The organism is Serratia sp. NGAS9 (assembly GCF_009905295.1).
Classification (GTDB): domain Bacteria; phylum Pseudomonadota; class Gammaproteobacteria; order Enterobacterales; family Enterobacteriaceae; genus Serratia; species Serratia bockelmannii.
The window spans coordinates 4,828,769-4,841,383 of sequence record NZ_CP047605.1 but is presented as its reverse complement, the minus strand read 5'-3'; the positions used below and the strand labels follow the sequence as shown (position 1 = coordinate 4,841,383).

The window sequence follows — 12,615 nt, the reverse complement described above, 5'->3', positions numbered from 1 at the left end:
AGAGCGAATGGATCGCAAGCGTATCGATCAGGCGGCAGCGCAGGCGGGGATCGCCGCCGATTTCATCAATGCCCACGGCAAGCGGCAGGCGATTGAACCGCAGACCAAGCGCAAGCTGCTGGCGGCCATGAACCGAACCGATGTCGAGCAGGAAGGAGCGGCGCCGCCGTTACCGGCGGTCAAGGTGTTCTATCAGGGCGCGCCGCTGGCGCTGACCCCGGCGGGCGAAGGCGAGTACCTGTGGGCGCTGCAACGTGAAGACGGCGAATGCCTGCAGGGGCGCATCGGCGCGCGCAAGACCCTGACGCTGCCCGGCGATCTGCCGGTGGGTTACCACCAATTGACGCTGAGCCAGGGCGAGCAGCAGTGGCCATGCCGGCTGATCGTCGCGCCGAGACGCTGCTTCGAGCCGGACGCCTTGCTGACCGGTAAGAAGCTGTGGGGCGCTTGCGTTCAGCTGTATACGCTGCGCTCCGATCGCAACTGGGGCATCGGCGATTTCGGCGATCTGCGTCTGATGGTGGAGCAGGTGGGGGAGCGCGGCGGCGCCTTCGTTGGCCTCAACCCGATCCATGCGCTGTATCCGGCTAATCCGGAGAGCGCCAGCCCTTACAGTCCCTCGTCGCGCCGCTGGCTGAATCTGGCGTATATCGACGTCAACGCGGTGGAGGATTTCCAGCGCAGCGATGCGGCGCAGCGCTGGTGGCAGAAGCCGGCGACGCAGAAGCAGCTGGCCAAGGCGCGCGCCGCGGAGTGGGTGGATTACACCGCCGTGATGCAGCTGAAGCTGGCGGCGCTGAAGCTGGCGTTTCCGCTGTTTCAGGCGCGCAAGCCAAACGACGGGCAGCGTCAGGCGTTCGAACAGTTCGTCAGCGAGGGCGGCGACAGCCTGTATCAGCAGGCGGCGTTCGACGCGCTGCATGCCCATCTGGCGGCCAAAGATGCCCACCAGTGGGGCTGGCCGGCCTGGCCAGAGCGCTATCGGCAGGGGCAGAGCGAAGCGGTACGGCTGTTCTGCTCCGAACATCAGGACGCGGTCCGCTTTTACCTGTGGCTGCAGTGGCTGGCGGCCACGCAGTTCGCGCAGTGTTTTGACCAGAGCCGGCAGCAGCAGATGCCGATTGGCCTGTATCGCGATCTGGCGGTCGGGGTGGCGGAAGGCGGGGCGGAAACCTGGTGTGACCGCGAACTGTACTGCCTGAAAGCGTCGGTCGGGGCACCGCCGGATATTCTGGGGCCTCTGGGGCAAAACTGGGGCCTGCCGCCGATGGATCCGCACGTGATGGCGGCACGCGGGTACCAGCCGTTTATCGATCTTTTGCGCGCCAACATGACCAACTGCGGCGCGCTGCGCATCGATCACGTCATGGCGCTGCTGCGGCTGTGGTGGATCCCGTATGGCGAAACCGCCGATCGCGGCGCCTACGTCAAATACCCGGTGGACGATCTGCTGGCGGTGTTGGCGCTGGAAAGCCAGCGCCACCGTTGCATGGTGATCGGCGAGGATCTCGGCACGGTGCCGGTGGAAATCGTCGGCAAGCTGCGCGACAGCGGCGTCTATTCCTACAAAGTGCTCTATTTCGAAAGCGACGGTGAACACCATTTCCGCGCGCCGCAGGCCTATCCGGTGCAGGCGATGGCGACCATCACCACCCATGATCTGCCGACGCTGCGCGGCTACTGGCAAAGCGACGATCTAACGCTCGGCAACCGGCTGGGTCTTTACCCGGACGCGGAGATCCTGCGGGCGCTGTTCGCCGATCGGGAACGCGCCAAGCAGGGGCTGCTGGATGGATTGCATCGTTATGGCTGCGTGCCGCAGAAGGTGGGCAAGAAGGCAGCGCTGCTCGGCATGAGCCCGCTGCTCAACCGCGGCCTACAGCGCTATGTCGCCGACAGCGCCAGCGCCTTGCTCGGCCTGCAGCCGGAAGACTGGCTGGATATGGCCGATCCGGTCAATATTCCCGGTACCAGCGATCAGTACCCTAACTGGCGGCGCAAGCTGACCCAGACGCTGGAGGAGATGTTTGCCGACCCGCACATAAACCGCTTACTGAAGGATTTGGACAAGCGGCGCCGCAAGGTGTCGGTGGGGTGACGATGAGGTGTCGTTGTATTAGGTCAAAGGACGAGAACTTTAGTCCCATCCAAATGACGGATACCCGAATTAATTGGAGTTGCAGCTAGGCGGCAAGTGCGTAAATCCCCAGGAGCTTACTTAAGTAAGTGACTGGGGTGCGCGCATGCGGCCAACAACGCTGCAACTTCAAGTAAGAAGGGTATCAATAGTAGGAGTGCTCGCCGCGCTGGTGCTCGGTCAGGTCACGCACGCCTTTCAGCTCCGGGAATTTCTGCAGCAGCTCTTTCTCGATGCCTTCTTTCAGCGTGACGTCGACCATCGAACAACCGTTGCAACCGCCGCCGAACTGCAGGATCGCCATGTTGTCGTCGGTGATCTCCATCAGCGTTACGCGGCCGCCGTGGCCCGCCAGCTGTGGGTTGATCTGCGACTGCAGCACGTATTCCACGCGCTCCATCAGCGGCGCGTCGTCATCGACCTTGCGCATTTTGGCGTTTGGCGCTTTCAGCGTCAGCTGAGAACCCAGTTGGTCGGTCACGAAGTCGATTTCGGCGTCTTCCAGATACGGCGCGCTCAGCTCATCGACATAGGCGGACAGTTTGTCGAACTTCAGTTCGGTATCCGTCGCTTCTACCGCGTCCGGCGGGCAATAAGAGACACCGCATTCGGCCGTCGGCGTGCCCGGGTTGATCACGAATACGCGGATTTGGGTGCCTTCTTCTTGATTTGCCAGCAGTTTGGCAAAGTGTTCCTGTGCAGTATCTGTTATACGGATCATAGCATTAGCTCAATAGTTGACTTCTATAGTCGGTTATAATACGCCCATTGCCGTGGCACTACAACGTGCGGCAAATGCACCATATCTGCACCGAGGCGGCGCCTTGCCGCTGCAGCAGCGCCGCTATCTGCGCGACGGTGCTGCCGGTGGTCACCACGTCATCCACCAGGGCGATATGCCGGCCGGCGACCGATGCCACGCAAACGAACGCGCGTTGCAGATTGCGCCTGCGTACCCCGGCGCTCAGCCGCTGTTGCGGGGCGGTTTTGCGCACCCGGCGCAAGGCGGCGGGCTGATAGGTGCAGCCCAGCCAGCGCGCCAGCGGCCGGGCCAACAGATCGCTCTGGTTATAACCACGGTGCCAGCAGCGTGTTGCATACAAGGGTACCGCTAAAATCAGGTCGGGTCTGTTCAGATACTGCTCTCTGCGCGCCTGCTGCCACCGCAACAACATCAGGCGCGCTAGCGTCGGCGCCAGCTCGGGCGCGCGGTGGAACTTGAACCTTTTTACCAGTTGGCTGAGGGGCGCAACGTAGTCGCCGACGAACACCAGCCGTTGCCAGGGCGGTGGCCGTTGCAGGCAGCGGCCGCAGGGCGTTCGCGTCTTCCCGGCGGGCAATCCGCAGCACGGGCAACACGGCGGGTGGGCCGGCAGATGACGCAGGCAACAGCTGCAGATGCCATGACGGATCAGGCTCAACGGTTGTCGGCATAGCCAACAACGGCTGCGGATTGATAGCATAGCGTCTCCGTGACGGATAAGTATGAAAGGACAATAACCAATGACAGCGCTGTACTGGCAAACAATAGGCGAAGGCGAACGCGATCTTGTGCTGCTGCACGGCTGGGGATTGAACGCCGAAGTGTGGAGTTGCATTCAGGCGCGACTGACGCCGCATTTTCGCCTGCACCTGGTCGATCTGCCGGGGTACGGCCGTAGCCAGGGGTTCGGTGCCCTGTCGCTGGAGCAGATGACGGAAATCGTGCTGGCGGCTGCCCCGCCGCAGTCCTGGTGGCTTGGCTGGTCGCTCGGTGGGCTGGTGGCCAGCCAGGCGGCGCTGATGCAGCCCGAGCGAGTCAAGGGGCTTATCACCGTAGCCTCCTCGCCGTGCTTTGCCGCCCGCGATGAGTGGCCGGGGATCCGCCCGGATGTGCTGAGCGGTTTCCAGCATCAGCTGAGCCTGGATTTCCAGCGCACCGTCGAGCGTTTTCTGGCGCTGCAGACGCTGGGCACTGAGAGCGCGCGTCAGGATGCGCGCCAACTGAAAGCGGTGGTGCTCAACCAACCGACGCCGAGCGTCGAGGTGCTGAACGGTGGGCTGGAGATCTTGCGCACAGCCGATCTGCGTGCACCGCTGGCGGAGTTGACGCTGCCGCTGCTGCGGATCTACGGCTATCTGGACGGGCTGGTGCCGCGCAAGGTCGCCGAGCTGCTCGACGCCGACTGGCCGAACTCTACGTCGCAGATCGTGGCCAAAGCCGCCCATGCGCCATTTATCTCTCATCCCGATGAATTTGTGACGATGATCGAAGCGTTTATTGCAGCACATTGAATGCAGCGTGAAAACGCACGATAGAGCGCGAAAAAAAACGCCGCCGGGTGGATAAAAGACAAAGCTGTTCAATACTTAGTGAGTCAATGCGTTGGCTGCAAAATGAAAAGACCGCGTGCGGCGCTTTTCATTTTGGCGTTTCGTCTCTGGGAAACAGGCCCCGTCAGGGAAAGCAACGAGGCCTGAGGATGTCGCGGCAGCCTGCGGTACTACGCATGGATCCTTGACGGCTTTCATAACAGATAAATTATCCATTGAGAGGTTAGTGTCATGAAATCATTGAAGATGATTATTGCAGCGGCAGTGCTGGGTTCGGTGTCTTTCGGCTCCATGGCGGCAACCCTGCTGACCAAGGAAGATCTGGATAAGAATCCGGGTAAATACGAGAAGATCGGCACCGTCACCACGACGGCGGAAACCACGTCACCGATGGATGCCAAGGAAGAGCTGTCCAAACTGGCAGACGAAAAGGGCGGTCAATACTACGTGATCCTGGCGGGCCGCGAACACGGTAAATTCAGCGCCATCGCCGAAGTTTACAAAGACAAGCAATAAGCCTTGAACGGCAAGGGGCGCCGCTGCGGCGCCCCTGATCGTCAGGCCTTCAGCCGGTAGAACACCGTGCTGCATCCCTGGCCCTGCGGGCAGCTTTTGCAACTGCCGCTCAGACAGGCGCCGCCATCCTGTTCGATACGTTCCACTTTCCCCATTGCCGTCAAACGATCCAGCATCGCCTGCACCAGCGGCAACGGCGTCGCCAGCGATTGGCTGAGCTGCTGCGCCTGGGCGCTGCCGCGCAGCGCCAGCGCATCGCGCACCTGCAGCAGCCCGGCCATCAGTGACAGCTCCCTTTGGCGCTCTGGCAACAGGCCGCCGGCGTGGCGTTGCCCAGGCGCACCGTGACGCGGCTGCGCGCCCGGCGCAGGCCGAACAGCACCAGCAGGTTCACCAGCACCACCGCCAGGATCGCCGTCAGGCTGTACTGCGGGTGTTGGTTGAAGGTGGCCGCCTGATAGAACAGCGTCGCCAGCGAGTAGGCCACGTTCAGCCCCCACAGGATTGAGAAGGTCATCCAGCCGCGGCTTGATTCACGTGCGATGGCGCCCATCACCGAGACGCAAGGCACATACAGCAGCACGAAGATCAGGTAGCTGTAGGCGGAAATGCCGGAGCCGAATTTGCTGCTCATCACGCCCATCGAACCGACGCCCATCTCGCCGTCGCCCTTGCTGGCTTCGATCGGGTTGGAGAGCACGCTCAGGCTGAAGGTATTTTTCAGGCCGTCCCAGGTTTCCTGCAGCGCGCCGCCCAGCTCATCGAGCAGGTTGAAGTTGGCGGCGTCGAACGCCTCTTTGTTGATGTGCTCGGCGGTATACAGCGTGTTCAGCGTGCCGACCACCACTTCTTTCGCCATCGCGCCGGTCACCAGACCGACGGTGGCCTGCCAGTTATCGCTGTGGACGCCCATCGGCTGCAGCAGCGGCGTCAGCACCTTGGAGACCGAGGCCAGCGCGGAGTCGTTGATGTTGTCGACCGTTTTGCCGCTGAACGAGAAGCTGTTCAGGCCGCCGATGAATATGCTGGCTACTACGATCACCTTACCGGCGCGCAACACGAAGCCTTTCAACCGCTGCCAGGTTTGCAGCAGCAGGCTTTTCAGGTGCGGCACGTGGTAAACCGGCAGCTCCATGACGAACGGCGAGGCTTCGCCGCGCATGAGGGTATATTTGAGTACCAGGCCGGTCAGGATCGCCACCGCGATGCCGAGCATGTATAGCGAGAACACCACCCCAGCACCGTCCTGGCCGAAGAAGGCGGCGGCGAACACCGCGAAGATCGCCAGACGGGCGCCGCACGACATGAACGGCGCCATCATGATGGTGATCAGGCGCTCGCGCTGGGCGTCCAGCGTACGGGCGCCCATGATGGACGGCACGTTGCAACCGAAGCCGACGATCAGCGGCACGAAGGATTTGCCCGGCAGCCCGAGCGCCTGCATCAGGCGATCCATCACGAACGCCGCGCGCGCCATGTAGCCGGAGTCTTCCAGGAATGACAGGAACAGGTACATCATGCCGATCTGCGGCACCAGCGGCAGCACGGTGTTGATGCCGCCGCCGACGCCCTGCGCCAGGAATACGGTCAGCCAGCCGGGGAAGTGCAGGGTGTAGCCGAGCCACTGAATGCCCTGAATGAAGATCGCCGCCGAGCCGATATCGAAGATCGGCTGCAGCGCGCCGCCGATATTGATCGCCAGCAGGAACATCAGGTACATCACCAACAGGAAGATCGGCACGCCCAGCCAGCGGTTGAGGATCACTTTATCCAGCATATCGGTCAGGCGGTTGGGCATCGCCTGCTGCGAGTTGCTGACCGCGTCGCTCAGGGTGGCGATAGACTGGTAGCGCGCGTCGGCGATCACCAGCGCCGGGTCTTCTTGCTCCTGCTGTTGCAACGTCTGAATGGCCGCAGGCAGCAGCGCGACGGCGGGACCGGCCAGCCGGTGGCTGTAGATGTCGCCCTCCAGCATCTGCAATGCCAGCCAGCGGCGTTGCACTGCCGGCAGCGTTTGCGGCATGGCGTTGCTCAGCGTGGCGACCGCTTTCAGCAGCAACGGTGGGTAGTTCACCAGCGCCTGCTGTTCGTTGATGCGATGATTGTCGATCATCTGTTTCAGCACGCCGATGCCGTCGGCGCGGGTGGAGATCATCGGTACTACCGGGCAGCCGAGGCGCGCCGACAGCGCGGCGACGTCGATATCGATATGCTGGCTTTTGGCGATGTCGAGCATGTTCAGCGCCACGATGCAGGGGATGCCCAGCTCCAGCAATTGCAGCGTCAGGTAGAGGTTGCGCTCCAGGTTGGAGGCGTCGACCACGTTGATCAGCAGATCGGCGTCGCCGCTCAAAATGTAATGGCAGGCGATCTGCTCATCGAGCGACGTTTGCTCTGAAATGGTGGTCAGGGAGTAGGTGCCGGGCAAATCGACCAGCCGCACGTCGGACTGCGGGGTGGTGAAATGGCCTTCTTTGCGTTCGACCGTCACGCCCGCCCAGTTGCCGACCCGTTGGCGTGCGCCGGTCAGCTGGTTGAACAGCGTGGTTTTGCCGGAGTTCGGGTTACCGATTAAGCCGATGGTGAGTTTTTTCATAGTTCAGCGTGTCGTCTTGAAGGAGAACAGCGCCGGCGCAAGAGCGCGTCGGCAAACGGAGGTCAGGGCTGGCCGTCGAGCTGCAGCAGCGCCAGATCCTTCTTGCGCAGCACCAGGCTGACGCGGCGAGTTTTAATTTCTATCGGATCGCCCAGTGGCGCGACGCGCACTACGTCGAATGAAGAGCCAGGCAGCATGCCGAGCGATAACAATTTCTGGCGGTAGGCCGGCGCAATTTCACCGGAAAAGCCGACAATCTTATACGTGCGTTTAGGTTGAAGCTGCATGTGATTAACCTTCCGGGTGCCGATGAACATCGGGCTGATGATAATTGGACGTTGCCGGCGAAAATGCCACGCCGTCGGCGGTATTCATCCATAAGGTCATGCAATAAAGTGAGTGCAAATAATAGTAATTATCATTATCGCGTTCAATACAAAAAGTAAGGGTATTGTAACCAATTATTATGGTGACGGCAGTTTTTAATGGCGTTGTCTTGATTAACGATGTTTTATCACTGCTTGCACTTGGGAACAAATGAGAATGGCGAGTTAAATCAGTTACGTATTTGTAGCTGAGTTTTCTCATTTGCAAATATCGATGGCTTTTTCCCTTTATTTATTTCCGCTGAAAGGCAATTCGATAACATTATTCCACCGTAATGCGAGCGGTAACCATTTGTGTTTCTCTCACAATTCGCGAGATGAAAAATGCGTGTTAACGGAGTTGTTAATAAATGGCTGCAGAAGGCATTTTTGTTGCCTGAATAATGGGAGGGCGGTCACGCAGGAACGGGAAATAAAAAGATGATGGTTTATTGAGACGGGTCAAGAAATGCAGCAAGTTTTATTCATCAGAAAGGGCGGAGCAGGCTCCGCCCTGTTGGCTCTGGCTTAGCGTTTCTTGCCGAATGCCGCCGCCAGCGCGTCGCCCATGGCGCTGTTGCCGGCCGGCGCCGCATTGCGCGGTTTGGCCTTGTTGCCGCCTGCCGAACGGTTGGCGTTGTCGCGTGCCTGTGCCGGCGCGTTGCCGCCGCGGCGCGGTGAACCTTCGCCCGGTTGCTCATCCAGGCGCATGCTCAGCGCGATGCGTTTACGCTGCAGATCGACTTCCATCACCTTCACTTTGACGATGTCGCCGGCCTTCACCACGGTGTGCGGATCTTCGACGAACTTGTCCGCCAGCGAGGAGATGTGCACCAGGCCATCCTGATGCACGCCGATATCCACGAAGGCGCCGAAGTTGGTGACGTTAGTGACCGACCCTTCCAGGATCATCCCCGGCTGCAGATCGTTGAGGGTTTCCACGCCTTCGGCAAAGGTGGCGGTTTTGAACTCCGGACGCGGGTCGCGGCCCGGCTTCTCCAGCTCTTTCAGGATGTCGGTGACCGTCGGCACGCCGAACTTGTCGTCGGTGAAATCGACCGCTTTCAGGCTGCGCACCGCCGAGGCGTTGCCCATCAGGTCCTGCAGCGCCTGCTCGGTGGCGGCCAGGATGCGCTGCACCACCGGGTAGGCTTCCGGGTGAACGGTGGAGGCATCCAGCGGGTTGTCGCCGTGGTTGATGCGCAGGAAGCCGGCGCACTGTTCGAAGGCCTTCGGCCCCAGACGGCTGACTTTCAGCAGCTGTTCACGGTTGCTGAAGCGGCCGTTCTCGTCGCGCCAGTTGACGATGTTCTGCGCCATCATGCGTGTCAGGCCGGCCACGCGGGTCAGCAATGGTACCGATGCGGTGTTCAGATCGACGCCGACGGCGTTCACGCAGTCTTCCACCACCGAATCCAGCTTCTTCGCCAACTGGCTCTGGCTGACGTCGTGCTGATACTGGCCGACGCCGATGGATTTCGGATCGATCTTCACCAGCTCCGCCAGCGGATCCTGCAGGCGACGGGCAATGGATACCGCGCCGCGCAGCGACACGTCGAGATCCGGGAATTCCAGCGCCGCCAGTTCGGACGCGGAGTACACCGATGCGCCCGCTTCGCTGACGATCACTTTCTGCGCCCGGACGTCGCTGAACTGCTTTTGCAGGTCGAGATAGAAACGCTCGGTCTCACGCGAAGCGGTGCCGTTGCCGATGGCCACCAGCTCTACATTGTGTTTGATGCACAGCGCCGCGACGATGGCGGCGGCTTTGGCCGCTTGCCCGGTGTGCGGATAGACGGTGTCGGTGGCCACCAGTTTACCGGTCGCGTCGACCACGGCGACTTTCACCCCGGTGCGCAGGCCTGGATCGAGGCCCATGGTGGCGCGCATGCCGGCCGGCGCGGCCATCAGCAGATCATGCATGTTGCGGGCGAACACGTTGATCGCTTCGTCTTCCGCGCGTTCGCGCACCGTGCCCATCAGCTCGGTTTCCAGGTGCAGGAGCACCTTGATGCGCCAGGTCCAGTTGACCACCGCCTTACGCCAGGCGTCGGCCGGGGCGTTGTTCAGGCGCAGGTTGAGGTGATTGATGATGATCAGCTCCGCCTGGCTTTCGCGCGGCGCTTCCTCAAATTGCGGATCGGCGTTCAGCGCCAGCTGCAGCACACCTTCGTTGCGGCCGCGGAACATTGCCAGCGCGCGGTGCGAAGGCACCTGGGAAATCGGTTCGTGGTGATCGAAGTAGTCGCGGAACTTGGCGCCTTCGTCTTCCTTGCCCTCGACCACTTTGGACACCAGATGGGCGTTTTTCCACAGGTAGTCGCGCACCTTGGCCAGCAGCGCGGCGTCTTCGGCGAAGCGCTCCATCAGGATATAGCGCGCGCCGTCGAGGGCGGCTTTCACGTCCGCCACGCCCTTGTCGGCGTCGACGTAGCGTTCAGCCAGCTGTTCCGGCTGCTGTTGCGGATCCTGCCACAGCGTGTCCGCCAGCGGTTCCAGACCGGCTTCGATGGCGATCTGGCCACGGGTGCGGCGCTTCGGTTTGTACGGCAGGTAGAGGTCTTCGAGTTCGGTCTTGCTCAGCGTGGCGTTGATCGCCCCCGCCAGCTGTTCGGTCAGTTTGCCCTGTTCATCGATCGACTTCAGGATGGTCTGACGACGATCTTCCAGTTCACGCAGATAACCCAGGCGGGTTTCCAGCTGGCGCAGTTGGGTGTCGTCCAGGCCCCCGGTGACTTCCTTACGATAGCGTGCAATAAACGGCACGGTATTACCTTCATCCAGCAGACGGATGGCGGAGTCGACTTGCTCCGGCCGGGCCTGCAGTTCTGTTGCAATAATGCGGCTCAGTGGGTCATTCATAGGTCTGGTATCTGTATTGAGAACGGTGAATAAACAGGGGACAGTTATACGGATTGATCGCGGAAAATGCCAGTGGAGCGGGCCGCCGCCGCGCGGCCGCGGCGTGGAGAACAGCTCAGGCGGCGGCGTTGGCGGCGGTTCGGAAAAAGCTGAAAGCTTACTTCGGGTAGTTTATCTCATTTACGTACCACTGTGCCTCGCCCAGCGGCGTATTGACGGTGGCGATGTCCCCGACCTCTTTTTTCAGCAGGGCGCGCGCCATCGGCGCATCGATGGAGATGTAATCCTTGCGGCCGAAAATCTCGTCGTAACCGACGATGCGAAAGCGTTTGGTCTCGCCGTCGTCATTCTCCACCTCCACCCAGGCACCGAAGAACACCTTGCCTTCCTGCTGCGGGGAGTAATCGACGATCTTCAACTGCTCCAGGCATTTGGTCAGATAGCGGACGCGGCGGTCAATTTCGCGCAGCCGCTTCTTGTTGTACTGGTAGTCGGCGTTTTCGCTTCTGTCGCCCAGGCTGGCGGCCCAGGTCACTTTTTTGGTCACCTCGGGGCGCTCTTCACGCCAGAGGTAATCCAGCTCTTGTTTGAGCTTGTCATACCCTTCACGGGTTATCAGTTGAGTTCTCATCGTGATTTATCTTTATGGGGCCACCGCCACAGTGTACGTGAATGCGGGGGGCTTTAGAAATGGCGCGCGGGCCTGCGCCTTGTCGCACGGTTTTTATTCAGTTTGCGCAGCTTTTAACAATCGGGAGTATGCTTAGCGATAGCGGAAAAGGAATGTGACGAAAGGAGGATATCTGGCGAGAGAGACAAGGAATTTTGGCGCACAACCCAACACATTGAAGGTATTACCGCATGGAATTTAAAGATTACTACGCCACGATGGGCGTTGAGCCCAACGCCGATCTGAAAACCATCAAAACGGCCTACCGCCGGCTGGCGCGTAAATATCACCCTGACGTGAGCACTGAAGACGACGCCGAGAGCAAGTTCAAGGAGCTGGCCGAAGCCTATGAGGTGCTGAAGGACGACGAGCGCCGCGCCGAGTACGATCAGATCCGGCTGCACCGCAACGATCCGAACTTTGGCCGCCAGGCGCGCGGCGATCACGGCGGCTATCAGCAGAGCGCTTCATGGCACGGCGGCGGCGCCGACGCGCAAGACTTCTCCGACTTCTTCGAGAGCATGTTCGGCGGGCGTGCGGCGGGCGGGCACCGCTCCGCTTCGCACTCGCACGGCGGGCATGGCTTCCGCGGCCAGGATCTGGAGATGGAGGTGCCGCTGTTCCTCGAGGAAACGCTGCATGGCCAAAGCCGCGAGATCTCCTATACGCTGCCGGTGTATGACGAGCTGGGGCGGCAGGTGAGCGAAGCCAACAAAACGTTGAACGTGAAAATCCCGGCCGGCGTGGGCGATGGCGAGCGCATTCGCCTCAAGGGGCAGGGCGTTGCCGGCGTGGGCGGCGGCCAAAACGGCGATCTGTATCTGGTCATCCGCCTCGCGCCGCACCCGCTGTTTGAGATAGATGGCCACAACCTGAGCATCGTGGCGCCGCTCGCTCCGTGGGAAGCGGCGCTCGGCGCCAGCATTGAGGTGCCGACGCTGACCGGCAAAATCGCGCTGACCGTGCCGGCCGGCAGCCAGAGCGGCAAACGGCTGCGGGTCAAAGGCAAAGGGCTGGCGGGCAAGAAAGAGCCCGGCGATCTGTATGTCATTCTCAAGGTGGTGATGCCGCCGAAGCCGAACGAGAAGGCCAGCGCCCTGTGGCGAGAGCTGGCTGAACAGGCGGCGTTCAACCCGCGCGCGGAATGGGAGTAAAG

Annotated in this window: 11 protein-coding genes; 4 read left to right on the top strand and 7 right to left on the bottom strand. The window is 61.2% G+C overall.

Features of this window, described 5'->3' with window-relative positions; genetic code table 11:
- The first annotated feature begins 7 nt into the window (after positions 1-7).
- The gene (gene malQ / locus GUC32_RS23025) at positions 8-2,098 is read left to right on the top strand and encodes a 4-alpha-glucanotransferase (protein WP_151429168.1); all 2,091 of its coding nucleotides are present in this window, start codon (positions 8-10) and stop codon (positions 2,096-2,098) included.
- Between the two features lie 184 nt (positions 2,099-2,282).
- On the opposite strand, the gene nfuA is transcribed toward malQ, so the two are convergent.
- The gene (gene nfuA, locus GUC32_RS23020; protein WP_025304558.1) at positions 2,283-2,858 is read right to left on the bottom strand and encodes a Fe-S biogenesis protein NfuA; all 576 of its coding nucleotides are present in this window, start codon (positions 2,856-2,858) and stop codon (positions 2,283-2,285) included.
- 58 nt (positions 2,859-2,916) lie between these two features.
- The gene (gene gntX, locus GUC32_RS23015) at positions 2,917-3,600 is read right to left on the bottom strand and encodes a DNA utilization protein GntX (protein WP_099817011.1); all 684 of its coding nucleotides are present in this window, start codon (positions 3,598-3,600) and stop codon (positions 2,917-2,919) included.
- Positions 3,601-3,640: 40 nt separating this feature from the next.
- On the opposite strand from gntX, the gene bioH reads away from it, so the two are divergent.
- Both bioH and GUC32_RS23005 read left to right on the top strand, forming a co-directional pair.
- Complete coding sequence (gene bioH, locus GUC32_RS23010; RefSeq protein ID WP_025304556.1) at positions 3,641-4,411, top strand: pimeloyl-ACP methyl ester esterase BioH; 771 nt, start codon at positions 3,641-3,643, stop codon at positions 4,409-4,411.
- 270 nt (positions 4,412-4,681) lie between these two features.
- Positions 4,682-4,966: a YdgH/BhsA/McbA-like domain containing protein gene (locus GUC32_RS23005; protein ID WP_004930765.1), complete on the top strand. Its 285-nt coding sequence runs from the start codon at positions 4,682-4,684 to the stop codon at positions 4,964-4,966.
- A gap of 41 nt (positions 4,967-5,007) precedes the next feature.
- Here GUC32_RS23005 and GUC32_RS23000 read toward each other — a convergent pair whose 3' ends face one another.
- The 5 genes from GUC32_RS23000 to greB form a co-directional block, all read right to left on the bottom strand.
- Positions 5,008-5,247 (bottom strand): FeoC-like transcriptional regulator, encoded by a 240-nt coding sequence (locus GUC32_RS23000; RefSeq protein ID WP_033639206.1) that lies wholly within the window; start codon positions 5,245-5,247, stop codon positions 5,008-5,010.
- A complete protein-coding gene (feoB, locus tag GUC32_RS22995) occupies positions 5,247-7,562 on the bottom strand; it encodes a Fe(2+) transporter permease subunit FeoB (protein WP_060448470.1) in 2,316 nt (771 codons plus the stop codon). The genes GUC32_RS23000 and feoB overlap by 1 nt, the downstream gene beginning before the upstream one ends.
- 62 nt (positions 7,563-7,624) lie before the next feature.
- On the bottom strand, positions 7,625-7,849 hold the full coding sequence (gene feoA, locus GUC32_RS22990) for a ferrous iron transporter A (RefSeq protein ID WP_043139125.1): 225 nt from the start codon (positions 7,847-7,849) through the stop codon (positions 7,625-7,627).
- A 606-nt stretch (positions 7,850-8,455) separates the two neighbouring features.
- Positions 8,456-10,789 (bottom strand): Tex family protein, encoded by a 2,334-nt coding sequence (locus GUC32_RS22985; protein WP_043138931.1) that lies wholly within the window; start codon positions 10,787-10,789, stop codon positions 8,456-8,458.
- A gap of 157 nt (positions 10,790-10,946) precedes the next feature.
- Positions 10,947-11,420, bottom strand: coding sequence for a transcription elongation factor GreB (greB, locus tag GUC32_RS22980; RefSeq protein ID WP_025304551.1), 474 nt, complete (start codon positions 11,418-11,420; stop codon positions 10,947-10,949).
- Positions 11,421-11,650: 230 nt separating this feature from the next.
- Here greB and cbpA point away from each other — a divergent pair, with 230 nt between their 5' ends.
- Complete coding sequence (gene cbpA, locus GUC32_RS22975; protein ID WP_025304550.1) at positions 11,651-12,613, top strand: curved DNA-binding protein; 963 nt, start codon at positions 11,651-11,653, stop codon at positions 12,611-12,613.
- Positions 12,614-12,615 lie beyond the last annotated feature (2 nt).

Excerpts from the sequence above, each read along its gene's own strand:
- malQ (WP_151429168.1), top strand. The coding sequence starts at position 8 with ATGGATCGCAAGCGTATCGATCAGGCGGCAGCGCAGGCGGGGATCGCC.
- nfuA (WP_025304558.1), bottom strand. The coding sequence starts at position 2,858 with ATGATCCGTATAACAGATACTGCACAGGAACACTTTGCCAAACTGCTG.
- gntX (WP_099817011.1), bottom strand. The coding sequence starts at position 3,600 with ATGCTATCAATCCGCAGCCGTTGTTGGCTATGCCGACAACCGTTGAGC.
- bioH (WP_025304556.1), top strand. The coding sequence starts at position 3,641 with ATGACAGCGCTGTACTGGCAAACAATAGGCGAAGGCGAACGCGATCTT.
- GUC32_RS23005 (WP_004930765.1), top strand. The coding sequence starts at position 4,682 with ATGAAATCATTGAAGATGATTATTGCAGCGGCAGTGCTGGGTTCGGTG.
- GUC32_RS23000 (WP_033639206.1), bottom strand. The coding sequence starts at position 5,247 with ATGGCCGGGCTGCTGCAGGTGCGCGATGCGCTGGCGCTGCGCGGCAGC.
- feoB (WP_060448470.1), bottom strand. The coding sequence starts at position 7,562 with ATGAAAAAACTCACCATCGGCTTAATCGGTAACCCGAACTCCGGCAAA.
- feoA (WP_043139125.1), bottom strand. The coding sequence starts at position 7,849 with ATGCAGCTTCAACCTAAACGCACGTATAAGATTGTCGGCTTTTCCGGT.
- GUC32_RS22985 (WP_043138931.1), bottom strand. The coding sequence starts at position 10,789 with ATGAATGACCCACTGAGCCGCATTATTGCAACAGAACTGCAGGCCCGG.
- greB (WP_025304551.1), bottom strand. The coding sequence starts at position 11,420 with ATGAGAACTCAACTGATAACCCGTGAAGGGTATGACAAGCTCAAACAA.
- cbpA (WP_025304550.1), top strand. The coding sequence starts at position 11,651 with ATGGAATTTAAAGATTACTACGCCACGATGGGCGTTGAGCCCAACGCC.